General features: G+C 47.0%; 20 protein-coding genes. 2 read left to right on the top strand and 18 right to left on the bottom strand.

Going from position 1 to position 21272, the window contains the following annotated elements; genetic code table 11:
- Positions 1 to 5: 5 nt before the first annotated feature.
- Positions 6 to 887 carry a LysR family transcriptional regulator GigC gene (gigC, locus tag ACPEPR_RS06965; protein WP_005179612.1) on the top strand — a complete coding sequence of 294 codons (882 nt, stop codon included), beginning with the start codon at positions 6 to 8 and terminating at the stop codon, positions 885 to 887.
- Positions 888 to 936: 49 nt separating this feature from the next.
- Here gigC and ACPEPR_RS06960 read toward each other — a convergent pair whose 3' ends face one another.
- The 16 genes from ACPEPR_RS06960 to ndhC form a co-directional block, all read right to left on the bottom strand.
- Complete coding sequence (locus ACPEPR_RS06960) at positions 937 to 1638, bottom strand: cold shock domain-containing protein (protein WP_423562202.1); 702 nt, start codon at positions 1636 to 1638, stop codon at positions 937 to 939.
- A 120-nt stretch (positions 1639 to 1758) separates the two neighbouring features.
- Complete coding sequence (locus ACPEPR_RS06955) at positions 1759 to 2052, bottom strand: cold-shock protein (RefSeq protein WP_005179613.1); 294 nt, start codon at positions 2050 to 2052, stop codon at positions 1759 to 1761.
- Positions 2053 to 2132: 80 nt separating this feature from the next.
- The gene (upp, locus tag ACPEPR_RS06950; RefSeq protein WP_045796291.1) at positions 2133 to 2768 is read right to left on the bottom strand and encodes a uracil phosphoribosyltransferase; all 636 of its coding nucleotides are present in this window, start codon (positions 2766 to 2768) and stop codon (positions 2133 to 2135) included.
- Between the two features lie 122 nt (positions 2769 to 2890).
- Positions 2891 to 4384 carry an NADH-quinone oxidoreductase subunit NuoN gene (nuoN, locus tag ACPEPR_RS06945; protein ID WP_005179615.1) on the bottom strand — a complete coding sequence of 498 codons (1494 nt, stop codon included), beginning with the start codon at positions 4382 to 4384 and terminating at the stop codon, positions 2891 to 2893.
- Between the two features lie 3 nt (positions 4385 to 4387).
- The gene (gene nuoM / locus ACPEPR_RS06940; protein WP_104491474.1) at positions 4388 to 6001 is read right to left on the bottom strand and encodes an NADH-quinone oxidoreductase subunit M; all 1614 of its coding nucleotides are present in this window, start codon (positions 5999 to 6001) and stop codon (positions 4388 to 4390) included.
- 1 nt (position 6002) lies between these two features.
- Positions 6003 to 7898 carry an NADH-quinone oxidoreductase subunit L gene (gene nuoL, locus ACPEPR_RS06935; protein WP_005179621.1) on the bottom strand — a complete coding sequence of 632 codons (1896 nt, stop codon included), beginning with the start codon at positions 7896 to 7898 and terminating at the stop codon, positions 6003 to 6005.
- Positions 7895 to 8203 (bottom strand): NADH-quinone oxidoreductase subunit NuoK, encoded by a 309-nt coding sequence (nuoK, locus tag ACPEPR_RS06930; protein WP_005179622.1) that lies wholly within the window; start codon positions 8201 to 8203, stop codon positions 7895 to 7897. The genes nuoL and nuoK overlap by 4 nt, the downstream gene beginning before the upstream one ends.
- Positions 8203 to 8721, bottom strand: coding sequence for an NADH-quinone oxidoreductase subunit J (gene nuoJ / locus ACPEPR_RS06925; protein ID WP_171065113.1), 519 nt, complete (start codon positions 8719 to 8721; stop codon positions 8203 to 8205). Before nuoJ ends, nuoK begins: the two co-directional genes overlap by 1 nt.
- Positions 8721 to 9263: an NADH-quinone oxidoreductase subunit NuoI gene (gene nuoI, locus ACPEPR_RS06920; protein WP_005179629.1), complete on the bottom strand. Its 543-nt coding sequence runs from the start codon at positions 9261 to 9263 to the stop codon at positions 8721 to 8723. The genes nuoJ and nuoI overlap by 1 nt, the downstream gene beginning before the upstream one ends.
- A gap of 16 nt (positions 9264 to 9279) precedes the next feature.
- The gene (nuoH, locus tag ACPEPR_RS06915) at positions 9280 to 10281 is read right to left on the bottom strand and encodes an NADH-quinone oxidoreductase subunit NuoH (protein WP_005179637.1); all 1002 of its coding nucleotides are present in this window, start codon (positions 10279 to 10281) and stop codon (positions 9280 to 9282) included.
- A gap of 3 nt (positions 10282 to 10284) precedes the next feature.
- Positions 10285 to 12963 carry an NADH-quinone oxidoreductase subunit NuoG gene (gene nuoG / locus ACPEPR_RS06910; protein WP_005179641.1) on the bottom strand — a complete coding sequence of 893 codons (2679 nt, stop codon included), beginning with the start codon at positions 12961 to 12963 and terminating at the stop codon, positions 10285 to 10287.
- A gap of 11 nt (positions 12964 to 12974) precedes the next feature.
- Positions 12975 to 14306 carry an NADH-quinone oxidoreductase subunit NuoF gene (nuoF, locus tag ACPEPR_RS06905; RefSeq protein WP_005179643.1) on the bottom strand — a complete coding sequence of 444 codons (1332 nt, stop codon included), beginning with the start codon at positions 14304 to 14306 and terminating at the stop codon, positions 12975 to 12977.
- On the bottom strand, positions 14303 to 14812 hold the full coding sequence (gene nuoE / locus ACPEPR_RS06900) for an NADH-quinone oxidoreductase subunit NuoE (RefSeq protein WP_005179645.1): 510 nt from the start codon (positions 14810 to 14812) through the stop codon (positions 14303 to 14305). Before nuoE ends, nuoF begins: the two co-directional genes overlap by 4 nt.
- A gap of 14 nt (positions 14813 to 14826) precedes the next feature.
- Positions 14827 to 16614: an NADH-quinone oxidoreductase subunit C/D gene (nuoC, locus tag ACPEPR_RS06895; RefSeq protein ID WP_005179647.1), complete on the bottom strand. Its 1788-nt coding sequence runs from the start codon at positions 16612 to 16614 to the stop codon at positions 14827 to 14829.
- Between the two features lie 87 nt (positions 16615 to 16701).
- Entirely contained in the window at positions 16702 to 17379 is a 678-nt protein-coding gene (locus ACPEPR_RS06890; RefSeq protein WP_005179652.1) for a NuoB/complex I 20 kDa subunit family protein, read from the bottom strand.
- 6 nt (positions 17380 to 17385) lie between these two features.
- Positions 17386 to 17931, bottom strand: coding sequence for an NADH-quinone oxidoreductase subunit A (ndhC, locus tag ACPEPR_RS06885; RefSeq protein WP_005179655.1), 546 nt, complete (start codon positions 17929 to 17931; stop codon positions 17386 to 17388).
- Between the two features lie 470 nt (positions 17932 to 18401).
- Between ndhC and ACPEPR_RS06880 the strand changes: the two genes are divergently transcribed.
- Complete coding sequence (locus ACPEPR_RS06880) at positions 18402 to 18758, top strand: hypothetical protein (RefSeq protein ID WP_005179658.1); 357 nt, start codon at positions 18402 to 18404, stop codon at positions 18756 to 18758.
- 36 nt (positions 18759 to 18794) lie between these two features.
- On the opposite strand, the gene ACPEPR_RS06875 is transcribed toward ACPEPR_RS06880, so the two are convergent.
- Both ACPEPR_RS06875 and prpF read right to left on the bottom strand, forming a co-directional pair.
- A complete protein-coding gene (locus tag ACPEPR_RS06875) occupies positions 18795 to 19703 on the bottom strand; it encodes a farnesyl diphosphate synthase (protein WP_005179661.1) in 909 nt (302 codons plus the stop codon).
- 207 nt (positions 19704 to 19910) lie between these two features.
- Positions 19911 to 21101, bottom strand: a complete 1191-nt coding sequence (prpF, locus tag ACPEPR_RS06870) for a 2-methylaconitate cis-trans isomerase PrpF (RefSeq protein WP_423562200.1) — start codon at positions 21099 to 21101, stop codon at positions 19911 to 19913.
- Between the last annotated feature and the right edge of the window lie 171 nt (positions 21102 to 21272).

Below are 21272 nucleotides of genomic sequence, written 5' to 3'. Positions count from 1 at the left end.
TATTCATGCGCATGACTTTACGCCAATTGGCTGTTTTTGTAGCAGTCGCTCAAGAAGGCACAGTAACCAAGGCCAGTGATGCCGTCAAACTGACGCAAAGTGCGGCGAGTATGGCTTTAGCAGATCTGGAAGATGGTTTAGGCGCACCATTGTTTGACCGTTTAGGTAAACGCCTGCAATTGAATGATCTGGGCCGTTTTTTACTCCCGCAGGCGCTTGAAATTCTAGGCCGCTGTGAAGCCTTTGAACAGGCCGCCAAAGGCGAGCTGCAAAGCATTGATTTGCGCCTGGGCGCGACCCTGACCATTTCCGATTATCTGATGCCGGATTTAATGGCCAACTTCCTGCAAATTCAGCCACAGGCGCATTTACAGCTGCAAGTCGGTAATACCCGTCAAATGATTGAAGCAGTCAACCAGTTCCAGCTCGATTTAGCCCTGATTGAAGGTTCCTGTCATTTACCGCAGCTGCAATGTATCCACTGGCGTGATGATGAACTGGCGGTCTGCTGTTCACCGAATCATCCGCTGGCGCAGCTAGACCGTGCCTTAACCGCAGAAGACTTTAAACAGGTGGAATGGATTTTACGTGAAGAAGGTTCAGGCACGCGTGAAGTATTTGATAACGCCATTTTAAAAGATGTGCCAGATGCCAAAATCCGTTTAACCCTGGGTCATAATGAAGCCATTCTGAAAATTGTGGCCGGCGGCTTAGGCATGTCCTGTATTTCAAAACTGGCGATTGAGCCTTTACGTGAAAAAGGCCAGCTGGTGATTTTAGACACTCCATTCTGGCAACTGGCGCGGCCTTTATTTATGCTGGTGCATCGTCAGAAATACCAGGGTCCAGGTCTGAAAGCCTTTATGAAGTTCTGTGACAGCAAATAAGACTGTATTTAATCCATAAAAAAGCGCCTGCAGGCGCTTTTTTCATACCTTATCGAAATTGGCTTTCACATGGAATCCCGTCGCCATCACCATCCATTTTGGTATTTGGACAATTACGAATAAAGAATAAAGCCTCCTCATAAGACTTCATCTGACTACAATGCTCGCGGCCATCACATTTAAATTGTTCAGATGAGCTGCTACTTACCGGCAGCGCTTGCTCTACATTCTCTTGGACATTTTCTAAATTCTTTTTCCCTTTTTCACTAAGTCCAAGTTCCGGTAATTCGCCATGTACCGCTCTTTGCTTAGCTACGATCTGTTGCTGAGCAATCATCAGTTCTTCAAGTTTTTGCTGTTTCTGAGCTTGATATTCTTGATATTTCTTATATACAAAAATACTTAATCCTAAAATAATGATTAAGCCTAATACAGTAATGATCTTTGAGTTAAGCCATGAAGACTTCTTTTTATCTCTTGACGAAACTTTACCCTCGATATTTCTGTATCGTAGATTGTTCTGTTCAGCAGGCTCTGATACTTTTAGGTCTAAGCGCACAATATTCGCGGCTTTAAATTTTCCTGCACCTTCAACAATTATAAATTTTAGATTTTCACCGATTTTAGGTGGAACATTCTTATTGGGAAAATCTTTGATGTGGAAAAATAAATCTTTTGACTCTTTCTCTATCTGAATAAAACCAAAACCACGATCTTCATGATAGCTTTTGATTTTCCCCTCTTGAAACATAATGCGCTCTTATCTTTGATATTTTTAATAATTGTAATAAAAAAGAAGCTAAAAAGCCTCTTTTCTATTCTTATACTCGACTTAAGCAGAATATATAAATTCTACCTCACTACCTCAGTACTAACGTCGGAAATTGGACAGCAGGGAAGAAGTAATCGACTGGTTATGGGCGGCCACTTTGGATTTTTTGGCTTTGGCCGACTGGTCTTCAACCCTCTCAATTTTCACTGCTTTAAACTTGTTGCCGTTTTTGACCACATTAAATTTCACCCGGTCATTTCGCTTCGGTTCTATCCCATCGGCCGGGAAATCGGAAATATGAAAAAACACTTCGCCTTCCGGACAGGCAATAAAGCCGTAACCCTTGTCTGCGTTGTATTGCTTAACTTTACCCTGATATTGTTCGTTGCTCATCGACCTGTCCCCCTTTTGCGCTTCAAGCTTAGTATATAAAAAAGAGGCTATAAAAGCCCCTTCTCTGTTCACTAGCAAAATCAGTCTTTTTGCACGGAACCGAAAATTTTGTCACCGGCATCACCCAGGCCCGGTACGATATAGCCATTTTCATTCAGGCCCTGATCCACAGAGGCAGTGAAAATTACCACATCCGGATGCGCTGCTTCTACACGCTGAATGCCTTCTGGCGCAGCCACCAGCACCATCACGCGAATATCTTTACAGCCGCTGGCTTTTAACACATCAATCGCCGCCACTAAAGATGAACCGGTGGCCAACATTGGGTCAATGATCATGGCAATACGGTTTTGTACATCCGGTACCAGTTTTTTGTAGTAGGTACGTGCTTCCAGCGTTTCTTCATCACGCTCTAAGCCCAGTACAGACACTTTGGCGCTTGGAATCAGGTTCAGGAAACCATCCAGCATGCCAATACCGGCACGTAAAATTGGTACCACCGTAATTTTTTTACCGGCAATACGGTCTACCGTGACCGCACCATTCCAGCCGTCAATTTCATGCTCGACCATTGGCAAATCTTTGGTCGCCTCATAGGTCAACAGCATGGTCACTTCTTGCGCCAGCTCGCGGAAGTTTTTAGTGCTGATATCTGCACGACGCAGTAAACCGAGTTTATGACGAATGAGCGGATGACGAATTTCATGGATAGCCACGGGAGAACACCTAAAAGGTTAAGATAAAATTCCGTCTATTATAATCATTTTTTGACCCTGATAAAAACAAAAAAGCCCTCAAATATTGAGGGCTTTTTGCTAGACAATTCTCTTTTTCAAGATTATTGCTGAGACAGCATGAAGTGAATTGGAGATAAAATCTCGGCTTCAAGCGCCATCTGGATAATTGGATCCGGATAAACACCAATCACCAATACCGCCAGTGCAGCCAGCAGAACCATGATCCCGCCAACACGTTGACCCCAGTGATCGACTGCATCCATTTTTGGTGTTTCTGGCGGAGTCATATACATCACCACCATCACACGTAAATAGTAATACAGACCAATACCCGAACCGACAATAATCATCGCTGCCAGGAACCAGTGCTGGGTTGTTACCGCAGCCATGACAATCAGGAACTTACCAATAAAGCCTGCAGTCAGTGGAATACCGGCCAGAGACAGCATCATCACGGTTAATACAGCAGTCAGCACTGGACGACGCCAGAACAGACCACGGTATTCAGCCAGACTTTCTGCTTCTGAAGTATTGTTATATGGACTCGACATTAACGCTACGGCACCGAAAGCACCAATCGTGGTTAATACATAGGTAATCACATAAACAGTCACATTACCCAAGCTGGCATAAGTCAGACTGATCAGACCAATCAGCAGATAACCGAAGTGTGCGATTGAAGAGTATGCCAGGACACGCTTCAAGTTCACTTGGCGTACCGCCAGGAAGTTACCGACCACAATCGACAGTACGGCAATAATGGTCAGCAGTGTAATAACTGATTCTTGCAGGATGGCACCTGAAGTCAGCAAGTAACGTACGAACAGACCAATGGTCGCCACTTTGGCAGCCGTTGCCAGGAAGGTCGCGATTGGTGCTGGTGCACCCGCATACACGTCTGGTGTCCATTTGTGGAATGGTGCCAAAGACAGTTTGAATGCAACCGCAAAGATAATTAAGGCAATACCTAAAATGACCAGTGGCTGGTGCAGGTTCTGCATAAGCGCCTGTACAGAGTCATAGAATGACAGTGAACCAGTGTAGGCATAAATATACGCCATACCCATCAGCAACATCGCAGATGCGGTTGCTGAAAGTACCAGGTATTTCACCCCTGCTTCTAAAGACTTCGAACGCTGATGTGTATAGGCCAACAAGCCATATACCGGAATCGACATCAATTCCAGGCTGATGAAGAATGAAGCATAGTGCGAGCTTGCCACCATGAGCATTGCGCCTGCAACTGAGGACAACATCAGGATGTACAGCTCTTCACGATTGTCTTTATAGCTTTCAATATAAGCATGTGACAAGGTACAGCAAGCCAGTGCAGCAACCAGGATCAGTAACTGATAAACCAGTGTGAACTGATCAATCATAAACATGCCCATGACATTCGCTGGTGCAAAAGCACCACCGAATAATGAGAGCAGAATATACGCTGCAGCAAGGTTTAAGCCCACTACAGATGCTGTCGCAATCAGGTTATGGTTACGCTTGATTGCGGTGAGAATCATCACGACGATCGCAGTTAAAGCCACGATCATCACAGGAGCTAATGGCATAAGCTCGGAAAATGACATTGTGAAGTTCATGACTTATTGGATCTCCACATTTTCGAGTTGAGTGCTTACCTGTTCGGTCACTTCAACTAGCTCTTGAACTGGAATGTAGCTGTTTGCTAACCACGCCATGCTTGAATTGGAAATATCAAGGAAGCTTTGTGGATACAGACCAAGCCATAACAGACCAACGGCACAAATTAACAGAATCACAATTTCACGCGCATCCAGATCTTTTAACGGATTGCTGTAATGCTGTTTTTGCTCTTCGTTTGGTGTACCAAATAATGCTTTGTGAATCAGGATCAGACCATAAAGACCTGCAAACACCAGACTCACTGCAGCAATGATTGTAAATACAGGGAACTGGTTGAATGAACCCATCAGAATCAGGAATTCACCAATAAAGTTACCCAGACCCGGGATACCGACCAATGCTGCCACGAAGAACATCAGGAAGAAGGCCAGATACGGGAATTGACCACGAATACCACCCATCAGACGCATGTCACGGGTATGCACACGTTCATAGACCTGACCACACATAATGAACAATGCAGCAGATGACAAGCCATGTGCCAGCATCATGATCATTAAGCCTTGGTAAGTCAGGATATTACCTGCGTAAATCGCCAGTAACACAAAGCCCATGTGCGAAATAGAGGTATAAGCCAACAGGCGTTTCATATCGGTTTGCTGGAAAGCACACCAAGCGCCGTAGAAAATACCAATTAAACCGAAAATAATCGCGATGTCTGCAAACTGTGCAGAAGCCGCCGGGAAGAATGGAATCACAAAACGGAGTAAACCGTACGCTGCAGTCTTAATCAAGATACCTGCAAGGTCAACAGAACCTGCTGTTGGTGCCTGTGCGTGGGCATCTGGTAACCAGCCGTGTAACGGGAAAACTGGAAGTTTTACCGCAAAGCCGATGAACATACAGATCATGAAGGCATAAGCCACTGCCGGTAACTGTGCATCAAGCGTATTCGCCACCGCTAACAGATAGTGGTAGTTGAACGAGATGGTACCTGACAGCATGTAACCGTAAATCACCAGCCCCAGGATACCGATCAGCATGATCAGACCTGCAACCTGTGTATAGATGAAGAACTTGGTTGCTGCGTAAACACGCGATTTACCATCTGCCCCTTTATGTCCCCAAAGCGCAATCAGGAAGTAGATTGGAACCAGCATCATCTCCCAGAAGAAGAAGAACAGGAACAGGTCAATCGCCAGGAATACACCAATTACGCCACCTAAAGACCATAACAGATTCAGGTGGAAGAAGCCCACGTTCTTCTGGATTTCACCCCAAGAACAGCCGACGGCCAAAATACCCAGCAGCGCTGTCAGGCCAACCATGAGTAATGATAAGCCATCTACCGCCAGGTGAATGTTAATGCCCAGGGTTTGAATCCAAGGCAACTGGAATTGGGCAGCCCAGCTTGGAACCTGTGCACCCAATTCATATTGATACGTACCTGATTGCCATAACGCCAGGGTCAGACCCAGCGTTACCAGCATACCCACCAGCGCAATATAGCGCGGCAGTTTGTCGTCGAGCTTGTCGACGATCCAACAAATAAAACCTGCAATGAACGGAACGAGGATCAGTGCGGGTAAAATGATATTGTTTGGAGCTTCCATCTTATTTCCCCACGACCTGAGTCACGACCACGACCAGCAGTAAAACAACAACACCGAGGGCCATACTAGAGGCGTATTCGCGCAATGAACCGGTTTGACGTGAACTGGTAAAGCTGTTGCCTGCTTTAACAATTGCAGGAAGCACCAGCCACAAGCCATCAATCGGATCGCGACCTAAAATTTTAGCGATAAGCAGGTAAGGCTTCACGAATACGATGTCATACAACGCATCGAAACCAAGTGCATTACGGCAGATATTGGCCAGACCTGAACCCAGAGAAGTCTGAGCAAAGCCTTTTACGGCATTGTAAGCAAACGCAAACAGCACCACGCCAACAGCAAGACCTGCCAAAGCAACCCCAATCGCGATGTATTCAGCACCATGTGCACCGGCTTCAAGCGCTTCAGGAATAATGAAGGCTGGAATTTGTGCAGCATCCAGAATGCTCATCACTGGTGCTTTCAGCACAATCGCCAGACCCGTTGAAAGCACTGCCAGAATTGCCAGTGGAGCCCAGTAAGTAATGCCTTTGATTTCATGATAAGGCGTGTTTTCTTTGCCGAAGAATACTACCCAGATTAAACGGAAAGTATAAATAGACGTTAAGAACGCACCTGCAACACCCACCCAATACAGTGTATTGAAGACTGGTACGCCAGCTAAGTGACTTTGTGTCCACACCGCGGCCAGAATCGCATCTTTAGAGAAGAAGCCGATGGTCAGGAATGGAATGGCTGCCAAGGCACCGCCACCAATCGCGAAACATGCAAACAGGAATTTGTTCTTGTAGAACAGACCGCCCATCTTGAAGATGTTTTGTTCGTGATGGTAAGCCAGAATCACTGCACCTGAAGACAAGAATAATAATGCCTTGAAGAATGCGTGAGTCAGCATGTGGAACAGACCTGCCTGGTACGCTTCAGCACCCACGGCCATAAACATATAACCGAGCTGACTCATGGTTGAGTAAGCCAGAATACGTTTGATGTCGGTTTGAACCAGCGCTGCAAAACCAGCCACCAGCAAGGTTACTGCACCGGTAATAGAAATGAAGATCATCACTTCTGGTGCAAGTTCAAATACGCTGAACATACGGCAGCATAGATAAACACCCGCAGTCACCATGGTTGCCGCGTGGATTAACGCAGATACTGGCGTCGGACCTGCCATCGCATCTGCCAACCAGGTTTGTAACGGGATTTGCGCAGATTTACCGGCAGCACCCAGGAACAACATTAAGGCTGTCCAGATGGTAATTGATGAGCTTTGGGTCATAACCGCAGCAGCATTCTCAACGATGTACTGTGTATTCAGGGTACCGAACTGTTGGTACAGTAAGAACAGTGCAATCAGCAGGAATACATCACCAACACGCGTTACGGTAAATGCTTTAATGGCAGCAAAACCGTTGGCCGGGTTCTGGTAGTAATAACCGATTAACAGGTAAGAACACAGACCTACACCTTCCCAACCCAAGAACAATAACGCCAGGTTATCGCCCAGTACCAGCAGTAACATGCTGGCTACGAACAGGTTGAAGTAAGAGAAGAAACGTGCAAAGTCTTCCTCACCACGCATATACCAAGATGCGAAGATGTGAATCAGGAAACCAACACCGGTAATCATGCCCATCATCAGCAACGATAAGCCGTCAAGCTGCAAGCTGATGCCTGGGGCAAAATCACCCACGCTAAACCACGTCCACAAATGCTGAACGTAAAGTTCTTTACCGTTATTGACAAAGTCAAGGCCAGCAATCAGGGCAAATAATGCCGATAGACCAACTGCCCCTACCCCGATAATCGCCGCAACTTTCTCAGGAAGATTGTGACGCCCTGCCGCTAATAAAATAAAACCGATTAGCGGGAACAAAATTGTTAAATATAAATAACTCATCCGCGCATCTCACTAGCAGCATCCACATCCAGGTGATGGAAGCGATGATAGAACTGAAGGACGATCGCAAGACCGATACACGCCTCTGCCGCAGCCAGCGTCAGAATCAAGATGAACATGATCTGGCCATCTGGTTGTACCCAGGCACTACCCGCCAGAACGAACGCAAGTGCTGCTGCGTTCATCATGATTTCAAGGCTCATTAAAATGAATAACAGGTTGCGTCGCACCATTACACCGTAAAAACCCAGTGCAAAAAGAATGGTTGCAACGATCAAACCATGTTCTAAAGGGATGTTGCCCATTATTGTTTTTCCTCTTCTGCACCTGGTTCACGTTTACCTAAGTGGAATGCTGCAACCAGGGCTGCTAGCAATAACATCGCGGCAACTTCAACCAATAATAAATAGTGAGTAAAGAGTGCTTGACCGACTTCTTTAGGACCAACAATTTCGGTTCCCATGACAGCTGGCGTGCTGGAGTAATCAGATGCAAGCATCCATACCAGAACCAGACCCATCAAGAAGCTCATTAATGCTGGATATGCCCATGCAGATGAGTTGAGCCATTTGCTCTCTTGTTCAACAGTTTGCTGACCCAAGTTCAACATCATCACCACGAACACGAATAACACCATGATCGCGCCGGCATACACAATAATTTCCAGGGCACCGGCAAACGGTGCACCCACAATCATGAACATCCCTGCAACAGCAAGTAATGACACGATCAAGCTCAGTAACGCATGTACTGGGTTCGTGTTGGTGACAACACGAACAGTAGAGATAATGGCCACGAGTGCCATCAAATAAAACGGCCACATCATGGTAATAGACTCCGTACATCAACAGGTGCACTTTCTTTTTGTGCTTGACCTTTGTCTTTACCTGTAACTGCCATACCGGTTACACGGTAGAAGTTATAGTCAGGATATTTACCCGGACCTGAAATCAGCAAGTGTTCTTTTTCATAGACCAGGTCCTGACGAACATATTCACCCAATTCAAAGTCTGGTGTCAGCTGAATTGCAGTTGTCGGGCAGGCTTCTTCACACATACCGCAGAAGATACAGCGAGAGAAGTTGATACGGAAAAATTCCGGATACCAACGACCATCTTCCTGCTCTGCTTTTTGCAGTGAAATACAACCCACTGGACATGCAACGGCACACAGGTTACAGGCAACGCAGCGCTCTTCGCCATCTGGGTCACGTGTAAGCACGATACGACCACGGAAACGCGGTGGTACGATTTCTTCGGCTGGCACTTCCGGATATAAAATGGTGTCACGTTTGCGGGTTGCGTGGCTGAACACCATCCACAACGAGCGCACGATTGACCCAAATCCAGCTAGAAACTTATACATTTTGTTCTCCCTGCCCTTACCACAAGATAACCGCGCCAGTAACCAGCAGGTTCACCAACGCTAATGGCAAGCAAATTTTCCAGCCAAAGTTCATTACCTGGTCATAACGTGGACGCATTAAAGAACCACGTGCCAGAACGAACATCATTACAAAGAATGCTGTTTTGATAATGAACCAGAATGCTGGAGGTAAGAAATCAAGACCGAATGGCGCTAACCAGCCACCGAAGAATAACGTCACGATCAGCGCAGAGATCAGCACCACGTTGACGTATTCCGCAACGAAGAACATCCCCCATTTCATACCGCCGTATTCGACGTGATAACCTTCTGCCAATTCCTGTTCTGCTTCTGGTTGGTCAAACGGGTGACGGTGCGTTACCGCAACACCTGCAACCACGAAAATCAGGAAGCCCAAGAACTGCGGAATTACAAACCAGACGTCTTGCTGTGCTTCTACAATTTCACGCATGTTGAATGAGCCGGCAATTGCCACCACACCCATCAGGGAAATACCCAGGAACACTTCATAAGAAATGGTTTGCGCTGCAGAACGTAGACCACCCAGCAATGCATATTTGTTATTTGATGACCAGCCACCAAACAGAACCGCATAGACTGCAATACCCGCCATTGCCATAAAGAACAGCAGGCCGATGCTCATGTCCGCCACACCTAAATACGGTGATACAGGAATAACCATGAACGACAGTACCGCAGTTGCCATTGCAACTGCAGGTGCCATACGGAAAGTCAGCTTGTCAGCGAATTTTGGTGTCCAGTCTTCTTTGAACATGATTTTCAGCATGTCGGCGACAATCTGGAACATACCGCCCGGACCTACACGGTTCGGACCATAACGGTCTTGCCATAAACCGAGCAGACGACGCTCGATAAATGACATTAATGCTGCAACCAGTACCACAACCAGCAAGATCACAATCGCTTGAATGACTGAATAGGCAATTGGCCAGTTCTCAGCCCAAAGCGGTGTTTGACGCATTAATTCTTGTTCCATGAATTATACTCCTACCGCGACTGACACAGGCTCAGCAAGAGATACCGTCGGTGCTAGACCAATTGGGTAACCAATATAACCTGTAGGTAAATATTCAATCACTTGAACTGGAAGAACAATTGAAGTCTCGCCTGCTTTCACAGTGATCTTCTGACCATCTTTCAGGTTCAAACGGCTTGCATCCTGTTCACCCACGGCAAACATGGCTTCAGGAATACGTGATTCCATCGCTGGTGTTTTAATGGTGAATTCACCTGACGCAAAAATATGATGCATTGGCACCAAACGGAAGCTGTCCGGATTGGCCAATACAGGGCTTGGTGCTACGAAGCTACGTGCTGGACGTTTTGGTAAACGGTCGAATAAACGTACGCCTGAATCACCACCTTTTAAGTGACCGCCCACGTTGTCCTGGAATTTGTTCCAGGCCTGTGGCGAGTTCCAGCCTGCAGACCACGCAAATGGCACCAGTGCAGATGGCGTCTGATTACCGACATAACCTTCCATCGAGAAAGTTAATGCAGAATCGACATCGGTCGGCTGTTTTGGTTCGTGAATCGAAAGCGGTGCACGAATGGCAGTACGGCCTGAGTAACGACGTGGTTCACGTGCCACTTTCAGACCATGGACACGGAAGCCCGCATCTGGTGCAACGTCTAAAATACCTTCTAATGCCGGTACGTTTTTCGCTACAGACTCGATCACATCATCCAGCAAGGTCCATGAAATCGCTTTACCTTTCATGCCAGTTTCAAGGGCATGTAACCAGCGCCAAGATTCTTTAATCGCCAGTTCCGGCTTGTAGTAGCTTGGGTCATACACTTGATAGAAACGCTGTGCACGGCCTTCTTGCGATACCACAGTACCATCACCTTCAGCGAAGCTTGCTGCTGAAAGTACGATGTCTGCTTTCGCCACAGTCGCAGTTTCAGAGTGGTCCAGCACAATAATGTCTTTACCTGCAAGTGCAGCATCGACCTGAGCCGCTGGTAAACGACGGTAAAGGTCATTTTCCACCACAATCACAGTGTCATAGTCTTGTGCAAAGGCTTGCTCCAAGCTTTGACCACCAAAGATCGCCAAGCCCATTGAGTTCACTTCAGGAACAGTCAATGTTAAGCCTGCATTACCCAGATTCTGCGCCACTTGTGCAGCAGCTTCCATGATGGCAGCGTCTTGTAAGCTTGTACCAGAGATGATTAAAGGCTTCTTCGCCGCTTTTAAGGTATCTGCGATGGTTTGCGCAAATGCTTTGGCATCGTCATCTAAACCGGTAATCACTTCGCCTTTTACGCCAGCGGCAATGGCAAAGCCTAAACGCGCGATGTCATTTGGAGATGCAACCACTTCACCAGTTGCCACGTCAGCAAGACGGGTTTGAGTTGCAGCCAGAATGTAAATCGGAGATTTTGCATCTTGCGCAATACGTTGTACCGGTTCAGCCAGCCATTCTTGAGTACGACGCTCTGCCGCCATTTCTTTGGCTTTGTTTTTCGCTGCTTGACGAACAGATAAAGCCATACGTGGTGCAGTTTGTGTCAGATCTTCACCCAGAATTAACACGGCGTCATAGCTTTCAATTTCACGCATGCCCGGGTTGTAAACACCTTCGGTTTGCATGATTGATGCCGCCAGTTCTACTAGGCTTTGCTCTTTTTGCGACATACCGGTTGAGTAGTTGTCCTGACCAACCAGTTCGCGCAGTGCAAAGTTCGATTCAAGCGAGGCACGTGGTGAGCCAATACCCAGCACTTTTTTGCCTTGAAGATTCTCGATCACGGTGTCTAATGCCTGATCGACAGACACAGTCGTGACATTTTGACCATCACGGAATTGTGGCTGACGCGGACGATCTTCACGGTTCACATAACCGGTACCGAAACGGCCTTTGTCACACAGGAAGTACTGGTTCACTTCACCGTTGAAACGGTTTTCTACACGACGCAGTTCACCATAACGCTCACCTGGAGAAATGTTACAGCCTGAAGAACAGCCTTGGCATACGCTAGGCGCATACTGCATGTCCCACTTACGGTTGTAGCGCGCAGAGTGAGTTTTGTCGGTGAATACACCTGTTGGGCAGACTTCAGTCAGGTTACCCGAGAATTCAGATTCTAAAGTCCCTGATTCTGGACGACCGAAGTACACACGTGATGCGTTGGCATACACGCCAAAGTCGGTACCGCCAGCATAGTCTTTGTAGTAACGCACACAACGGTAACAGGCGATACAGCGGTTCATCTCGTGCGCAATAAACGAACCCAGTTCCTGGTTGTAATGCGTACGCTTGGTGAAACGGTAACGACGACGGTCGTGTTGCGTCATTACAGTCATATCCTGTAAATGACAATGACCACCTTCTTCACAGACCGGACAGTCGTGCGGGTGGTTGGTCATCAAGAATTCAACAACAGAAGCTCGGAAATCTTTTGCTTCTTTGTCTTCAATCGAGATGTAGGTATTGTCAGCAGCAGGCGTCATACATGACATGACCAGACGACCACGCGTATCTTCAGGATTCGCGTATTGCGTCACAGCACATTGACGGCAAGAACCGACAGAACCTAAGGATGGATGCCAACAAAAATATGGGATGTCGATGCCAAGACTTAAACAAGCTTGCAGCAAGTTTTCTGAGCCGTTGACTTCATACGATTTTCCATCGACATGAATTGTAGCCATAGTCGAATTCCTTAAGCTTGTTCTACGTTGCTGGTCTGAGCTGCGGCATTCACCACTTTCGCTTCAAACTCGCCACGGAAATATTTGAGTGCGCCCATTAACGGTTCCATCGCACCTGGTGCGTGTGCACAGAAAGTTTTACCAATCCAAAGCTTACGGGTCAGTTCCTGTAAGTGATCGATGTCTTCTTTCGTACCCGTACCATCTTCGAGTGCTTTCAGTGCCTTCACCGCCCACGGTAAACCATCACGGCAAGGTGTACACCAGCCACATGATTCACGCGCAAAGAATTCTTCTAAGTTACGGGTTGCTGAAACCATACATTGGGTTTCATCGACCACCATCAGCAGACAGGTACCTAAACGTGAACCCGCTTTCATGATGCTTTCTGCATCCATCGGCAGGTCAATGTGCTCAGCAGCCAGGAAGTCTGTTGATGCACCACCTGGTAACCATGCTTTCAGCTTCAGGCCGTCACGCATACCACCGGCATGTTCTTCAATCACTTCACGTGCAGTGGTACCAAAAGGCAGTTCCCAAAGACCCGGGAATTTCACCTTACCTGATGCACCGTAAATTTTCGTACCTGGATCTTTCGATTTACCCGCAGACAGGTTGATGTACCACTCAGGACCACGTAACAAAATAGCTGGCAAGTTGTTGTAGGTTTCTACGTTGTTGACAATCGTAGGACGACCCCACGCCCCTGCAACTTGCGGAAATGGCGGTTTGGTACGCGGATTGGCACGGCGACCTTCCAGCGAGTTAATCAGTGCGGTTTCTTCACCACAGATATAACGACCCGCGCCGGTGTGCACATACAGCTCGAAGTTCCAACCAGAACCCAGGATGTTATCACCCAAGTAACCTTTGGCACGAATCTGCTCAATTGCTTCATTTAAGTATTGTGCAGCTTCGATGTACTCGCCACGGATAAAGATATAGCCGTGAGTCGCTTCCAGTGTATAAGCTGCAATCAGCATGCCTTCAATCAATTGATGTGGAAGTTTTTCCATCAACAAACGGTCTTTGAAGGTACCCGGTTCCATTTCGTCGGCATTACAGATCAGGTAACGTGGACCTGAATTGTCATTTGGCGCCATCAGCGACCATTTGATGCCTGCCGGGAAGCCTGCACCACCACGACCTTTAACGGTTGCAGCTTTCACCACATCCAGCACTTCAGCCGGTGTCATGCTAATGGCTTTTTTGAAGCCGGCATAACCATCAAGCGCTTCGTAATCATCTGCATTACGAACATGCTCTTGTTTACTCAAACGCCAAGTTAATGGATGAGTTTCTGGGTTACCGTCGCCATAAATTGGTTTTGGTTCGGTATTCATACATACTTCTCCAATAACTGTTTAATTGATGTCACTTCAACCAGACCGTGAGTATCTTCATCAATCATTAACGTTGGACCTTTGTCACAGTTGCCCAGACAGCAGATTGGCAGCAAAGTGAAACGACCATCTGCAGTCGTTTGACCAAACTGAATGCCAAGCTCGCGCTGGAACGCTTCTGCCAAAGTTTCCGCCCCCATCAAGAAGCACGCGATAGAGTCACACAGAAGAATAACGTGACGACCTACCGGTTGACGGTAAATACGGTTATAGAACGTTGCTACCCCTTCTAAATCAGCAACACTGATTGAAAGCAGTTGAGCAATCGCATTGAGCTGTGCGTCATCAATCCAGCCATTACGGCGTTGTACACACTTCAGCGCATCTAGAGATGCCGCACGTGGGTACGGATAGTGACCAATGTGATGTTCGATTTCGTGGATTTCATCTGCAGTTAAAATCCCTTCAACATTCACACGTGGCTTTTTATCAGTCAAAATCATCATAATGCGTTTACCCCTTAGCGATCCACGTCAGCCATTACGACATCAATTGTCGCTAAATAAATGATCAAGTCAGAGACCAGACTGCCGTTAATCACCGAAGGAATTTGCTGTAAGTGCGTGAAGGTTGGTGTACGGATACGGGTACGATAACTCATGGTTGACTTGTCTGAAGTCAAGTAGTAGTTCGACGCCCCTTTCACCACTTCTGCCATTACAGATGCTTCACCTGCCGGCATGACAGGACCCCAAGACACGCTCAAGAAGTGCGTAATCAGGGTTTCAATATCTTGTAATGTCTTGTCTTTTGGTGGTGGAACAGCCAGAGGATGATCCGCTTTATATGGACCAGATGGCATGTTATCCAAGCACTGCTTGATGATTTTTAAAGACTGTTCGATTTCGCGGTAGTGAACGATGACACGCGCATAGGCATCACCTTCGTACTCCACCGGCACTTCGAAGTCATAGTTTTCATAGCCGCTGTATGGACGGTATTTACGTACGTCAAAGTCGATACCTGTTGCACGTAAACCGGTACCTGTCACACCCCAGGCCAATGCAGATTTTGCATCGTACTGCGCTACATTGCGGGTACGGCCTTCAAACACCGAGTTTTTCAGCGCTGCAGTGTGGTATTCCTTCAGACGTTTTGGCATCCACTCCAGAATCTCGCGGATCAGGTGCTGCCAGTTGTTTGGAAGGTCATGCGCGGTACCACCAATACGGAACCAGGCTGGGTGCATACGGTAACCGGTGATCGCTTCAATCGCATCATAAATCTTCTGACGGTCGGCGAACATATAGAATACTGGAGTCATACCGCCGGCATCCTGAATTGCTGTACCGATATAAAGCAAGTGGTTATTGATACGGAACAGTTCCGACATCATCACACGGATACATTGTGCACGCTCTGGCACCTGAATACCGGCCAGCTGCTCCACACCCATCACATACGGCATGTTTTGCGCACAACCACCGAGGTAGTCGACACGGTCGGTATACGGAATGAATGAATGCCAGGTTTGACGCTCAGCCATTTTCTCTACACCACGGTGGTGATAGCCGATGTCGGGTACACAGTCTTTTACTTCTTCACCATCCAGCTGCAAGATGACACGGAACGCACCGTGCGCAGATGGGTGGTTAGGACCCAAGTTCAGGAACATGAAGTCTTCGTCTTCGTTACCGCGGGTCAGACCCCAGTCTTCCGGTACAAAACGCAAGTGTTCCTGTTCAAAATCCTGCTTGGCCTGGTTCTGCATATACGGGGTATATTCAGTGGCACGTGCAGAATATTCCTTGCGCAGCGGGTGACCTTCCCAATAGGTTGGCAGCAAGATACGACGGAGCATTGGATGCCCTTCGAAGTTAATGCCGAACATATCGTAAGCTTCACGCTCGTACCAGTTGGCATTTGGCCAGATATTGGTCGCAGTCGGAATATTCAGATCGTTCTCATTTAGCGCAACTTTGACACGGATATCGCTGTTACGTTCTAACGACAACAGGTGATAGAACACGGTAAAGTCAGATGCAGGCAATCCGTCGCGGTGCGTACGTAAACGCTCATCTACCGCAGACAGGTCAAACAGCATCACGTATGGACGTGACACTGTACGCAAGAACATCAAGACTTCTTGTACGCGTGCGCGCTCAACCCAGACCGTTGGAAAATCTTCAAAAGTCGTTTGCACATAGAAGTTCTCACCAAATTTGGTTTTGAGCTCTTCTACAATTGCAAATGCTGGGCGGGAATCAACTGCTGTTGATTCTGGCATAGCAATGTCAGTTTCAGCCATTGGCTTGGCTTCCTATTTAATACAAATTCAGTCAACCTAAACGACAACTACACCCATAACGGGTGCACCACGATTTTGTCGCTTAAATTATTTAATTTCATCCATAGAGCGCAGGTTTTTCACCGCAATACGCTGTGCTTGCTTACGGTCACGTTCTGGCATCATCTTTGGCTTATACACTGGCTTAAGATCATCACCAATCACCGCAGACAGCGGACGGCGCTCTAATTGAATTTGGTCTTGCAACAACATTAATGCCTGAATTAAGGCTTCAGGACGTGGTGGGCAACCTGGGATATACACATCGACAGGAATGATTTTATCCACACCTTGTACAACCGAATAAATATCGTACATACCGCCTGAGTTTGCACATGCACCCATTGAGATGACCCATTTTGGCTCAAGCATTTGCTCGTACAAACGCTGGATTACTGGGGCCATTTTCACGAAACAGGTACCGGCGACAATCATGAGGTCGGCCTGACGAGGTGAAGCACGAATAACCTCGGCACCAAAACGTGACAAGTCATGCACGCCGGTTAAAGTCGTTGCATACTCTACGTAGCAGCAAGATGTACCAAAGTTAAACGGCCAAACTGAGTTCTTACGCCCCCAGTTTACTGCTGTATGTGCCAAGTCTTCTAAACGAGTCATGAACACATTTTTATTCACTTCTTCTTCAAGCGGATCTGTAACGATCTGGCGCTCCTGAAGTGGATATTGATCAGCATCCGGATTCGCACGGGTTAAGGTATATTTCATCCCGAGTTACTCCTTATCAGATGATATAGCCTGTGATTTTTTCACATGACCAGCAGATTGAGCAGGAATTTGACCAGTAGGGTCGATTACCAGCTCTTCAATTGAGTTAAAGCGGGTAATTTCTGCAAGATCCATATTTGGTGAACCGATTTTAGGTTTAATCCCTGCAGCTTTACGTTTGTCAGATGGAGCCCAGTTCAGTGCACCGGTTGACAGTTCGTAAATCAAACCAACGAGTAAAACTAAAATAAATACAGCAGCAGTTGCAAAACCAACCCAGCCTACTTCACGAACAGAAGCTGCCCATGCGTAGAGATAGAGGGCTTCTAAGTCGAACACAACGAAGAAAATCGCAACTAAATAGAACTTGGCAGACAAGCGAATGCGTGCACCACCTGCACTCACAACACCTGACTCAAACTGCTCCTGCTTGGCACGGCCCCATGATTTACCCCCTAGGAGTAACGGGACAGTGAGCATAAAGACGCATAAAAATGTAACGCCGATCACGAAGGCAATAATTGCCCATTCGTATGGAGTAATGGCACTCATGCGGGGATAACTCCTGGCAGGCCTATTTATTAACAAAGAATGTATGTATTGGCCTTCAAATACACCAAACACAAAATTAATCCCGCCAATTGTACCTGATTTATGATTTCACTTGCTAGCTTATAAGCCTTAGTCTTTCGGATGATTTTTCCGCGAAACAAATGCCAGAGCACCATTCTGTTGGCCCCTACAGGCCATAATCGCTTTACTAAATCAAGATATGTTTATTTATTAATTTTTCCAAAATTTTGCGTGAGTCGCTGCTATTGATCACTAAATTTGCAATGGCCAATCCTGCCAGCCGTATTCGGCTTCATTTACACCGAATTAAAATGATGATCTTATTCTGCGCCTGAATGCCGGCGTGATTTGTATATTTTTGCAATTTAAAGCGCTTAAGGCTTCATCAATCTGAAGGCTTATGGTATTCCTAAGAAGAACTATAAATTTCAATAATAAGGAGTACATACATGAGCTTAAAATTTACCCATCATCCTGAGTACTTTCTCTTTGCCCAGCTAATTATGCGTCATATTGAAAATTATATTGAGAAACATCCAGACGCGAACAATGCCATTTTCGATTTACGTGATATTTACGAGCTGTTCCGTCAGGACAAAGCCTCAGCCAGTATTAACCTCGATGGTATTTTAAATATTGCTGATGAGTACACGGTGGATACCCTGGACGGTGACCAGAAACTGATTAGCCGCTACAGTATTGATGCCAAAGACAATAAGCTGCTGTTTGACTTTAATCAGGCTGCACTGGAAGGCCTTAAGAAAGGCAAAGCCCTGATTGCTCCGGATGCCAAAATCCAGGAATAAAACAAAAAAGCGTGTTTTGACAACACGCTTTTTTAATTAACTTTTACGTTGCCATAAAAATTGTGAAATGGCTCTTAATGCGGCGGCATCTTCAGCAAAATAGTCTAGCGCCTGCAAAGCCTGATCATGCAAATCTGTGGCATAAGCCTGTGCCTGCTCCAGCCCCATCAATGCCGGATAGGTCGATTTCTCCACCTGCTCATCCTTACCGGCAGTTTTTCCTAACACCTCAGTATCAGAAATAATATCCAGAATATCGTCCTGGACCTGGAAGGCCAGACCAATCACCTGCCCATATTCACGCAGTTGTGGAATCGCGCGATCGGTACCCTCAAAAATCGCTACTGCAGCCATCATAATCGCCGCAGAAATTAAAGCACCGGTTTTATTGCGATGAATCGTTTCTAACGCAGCCTGATCGACCTGCTTGCCTTCGGCCTGTAAATCCAGCACCTGTCCGCATACCATCTTGGAAGACGCGGTCGCCAGAATCTGCATCTGCTTTAGCACAATTGTCGCATCCACTGCCGCACCCTGATCAAACAAACGGCTGCCCAATACCTCAAAGGCCATTGACTGCAAAATATCACCCGCCAACAGTGCAGTATCTTCACCAAAGGCGGCATGACAGGTCGGCTGGCCACGGCGCAGCAAATCATTGTCCATACAAGGCAAATCATCATGCGCCAGCGAATAGCAGTGAATCAGCTCAATCGCCACCGCCGCACGGCGCACTGCCGCCATATTGGTATTCGGTTTTAAGGCTGCTGTGGCATAACACAAGGCCGGACGCACGCGTTTTCCACCCAGCATCACCGCGTGATAGACCGCCCCTTTTAAAGGCTCAGGAATGGCAAAAGCGTCTAAGGCTGTCAATAAATCTTGTTGGATACGTTGTTGCGCTTCAGTCAACACTGTTACAGGGACGTCAGTGAGAGATGACACATTTGCCTCGAATTGGTTGTTCTATAAGATTGTTAGCCGTCACTGGCCAACCCCTGTCCGCATTGTACCTCTAATTTAAGTTTTTTTAAGCCTTAACTACAGACAAGCGGATATTTCAATTTTTCAGCTTTCAATCTCAACCCATAAAAAAACGCCCCTATTGAACATAGAGGCGAATTCATTAATTCAGGCAAGATAAAGTCAGCGTTATTCCAGCACCTCGGCCGGTACACGTACCCAGCCTTCCATCAGCACCCGCGCACTACGGCTCATCACCGCTTTTTTCACCTGCCACTGACCGTTTTCCTGTACCGCTTGCGCGCCGACGCGTAAAGTCCCGGAAGGATGGCCAAAACGCACCGCTTCACGCTCGCCACCACCAGCAGCCAGATTCACCAAGGTCCCCGGCACGGCAGCAGCTGTCCCAATGGCCACCGCAGCAGTGCCCATCATGGCATGATGCAGTTTACCCATCGACAAGGCACGCACCAGCAAATCGACATCTTCAGCCTGAATATTTTTACCACTTGATGCAGTATAGTTCTGTGGACGCGCGACAAAAGCAATTTTTGGAGTATGCTGACGTTTTGCTGCTTCCGCTACATCATCAATTAGCCCCATCTGCTTGGCACCATAAGCCCGGATTTTTTCAAAACGCGCCAGCACCTCCGGATTACTATTAATGTCATCCTGCAATTCGGTACCGCTATAGCCAATTTCATCGGCATTTAAAAAGATGGTCGGAATACCAGCATTAATAAAGGTCGCCTGAAAAGTACCAACATCCGGCACCACAAAGGTGTCCACCACATTGCCGGTCGGAAACATGGCCCCGCCCTCTTCGCCATCATCGGCCGGATCTAAAAATTCAATTTGTACTTCTGCTGCCGGAAAAGTCACACCATCCAGCTCAAAATCACCGGTTTCCTGCACCTGACCATTGGTGATTGGCACATGCGCGATAATGGTTTTCTGAATATTTTTCTGCCAGATACGCACAGTGCACAGACCGTTTTCTGGAATTTTATCGGCATCCACCAAGCCCTGACTGATGGCAAAGGCACCCACCGCAGCAGTCAGGTTGCCACAGTTACCGCTCCAGTCCACAAAAGGCTGATCAATTGCCACCTGACCAAATAGATAATCGACATCATGCTCCGGCTGGCTGCTTTTGGCCAGAATCACGGTTTTACTGGTACTGGAAGTGGCGCCGCCCATGCCATCAATCTGCTTGCCATAAGGGTCCGGGCTGCCAATGACCCGTAGCAGTAGCTGATCACGAATTTTTCCAGGCACTTGCGCTTCGACTGGTAAGTCATCCAATTTGAAAAAGACACCTTTACTGGTACCGCCACGCATATAGGTGGCTGCAATTTTAATTTGTGGAGCGCAGCGCATTCTTATCTAATCCTTTGATTTTTCGTTGTATTACATAATCCAAAGCAAGGTTTTTGCTTGCTTTAAATGATAACGTCTTTTGCTTAAAAAATCAGGTGAACTGGACTTAAGTATAAAATTTACCCAAATCTTTGGCTGCAGACTTGAAATTTTCAAGCCTAAAAAAATATA

Source organism: Acinetobacter sp. AND/436, from assembly GCF_049546925.1.
In the GTDB taxonomy this organism is placed as follows: domain Bacteria; phylum Pseudomonadota; class Gammaproteobacteria; order Pseudomonadales; family Moraxellaceae; genus Acinetobacter; species Acinetobacter indicus.
This window is presented reverse-complemented; position numbering and strand designations above follow the sequence as displayed.

Bases quoted from the DNA above. Each gene is read 5' to 3' on its own strand.
- gigC (WP_005179612.1), top strand. From the start codon at position 6: ATGCGCATGACTTTACGCCAATTGGCTGTTTTTGTAGCAGTCGCTCAA.
- ACPEPR_RS06960 (WP_423562202.1), bottom strand. From the start codon at position 1,638: ATGTTTCAAGAGGGGAAAATCAAAAGCTATCATGAAGATCGTGGTTTT.
- ACPEPR_RS06955 (WP_005179613.1), bottom strand. From the start codon at position 2,052: ATGAGCAACGAACAATATCAGGGTAAAGTTAAGCAATACAACGCAGAC.
- nuoN (WP_005179615.1), bottom strand. From the start codon at position 4,384: ATGAACTTCACAATGTCATTTTCCGAGCTTATGCCATTAGCTCCTGTG.
- nuoM (WP_104491474.1), bottom strand. From the start codon at position 6,001: ATGGAAGCTCCAAACAATATCATTTTACCCGCACTGATCCTCGTTCCG.
- nuoL (WP_005179621.1), bottom strand. From the start codon at position 7,898: ATGAGTTATTTATATTTAACAATTTTGTTCCCGCTAATCGGTTTTATT.
- nuoK (WP_005179622.1), bottom strand. From the start codon at position 8,203: ATGGGCAACATCCCTTTAGAACATGGTTTGATCGTTGCAACCATTCTT.
- nuoJ (WP_171065113.1), bottom strand. From the start codon at position 8,721: ATGTGGCCGTTTTATTTGATGGCACTCGTGGCCATTATCTCTACTGTT.
- nuoI (WP_005179629.1), bottom strand. From the start codon at position 9,263: ATGTATAAGTTTCTAGCTGGATTTGGGTCAATCGTGCGCTCGTTGTGG.
- nuoH (WP_005179637.1), bottom strand. From the start codon at position 10,281: ATGGAACAAGAATTAATGCGTCAAACACCGCTTTGGGCTGAGAACTGG.
- nuoG (WP_005179641.1), bottom strand. From the start codon at position 12,963: ATGGCTACAATTCATGTCGATGGAAAATCGTATGAAGTCAACGGCTCA.
- nuoF (WP_005179643.1), bottom strand. From the start codon at position 14,306: ATGAATACCGAACCAAAACCAATTTATGGCGACGGTAACCCAGAAACT.
- nuoE (WP_005179645.1), bottom strand. From the start codon at position 14,812: ATGATGATTTTGACTGATAAAAAGCCACGTGTGAATGTTGAAGGGATT.
- nuoC (WP_005179647.1), bottom strand. From the start codon at position 16,614: ATGGCTGAAACTGACATTGCTATGCCAGAATCAACAGCAGTTGATTCC.
- ACPEPR_RS06890 (WP_005179652.1), bottom strand. From the start codon at position 17,379: ATGAAATATACCTTAACCCGTGCGAATCCGGATGCTGATCAATATCCA.
- ndhC (WP_005179655.1), bottom strand. From the start codon at position 17,931: ATGAGTGCCATTACTCCATACGAATGGGCAATTATTGCCTTCGTGATC.
- ACPEPR_RS06880 (WP_005179658.1), top strand. From the start codon at position 18,402: ATGAGCTTAAAATTTACCCATCATCCTGAGTACTTTCTCTTTGCCCAG.
- prpF (WP_423562200.1), bottom strand. From the start codon at position 21,101: ATGCGCTGCGCTCCACAAATTAAAATTGCAGCCACCTATATGCGTGGC.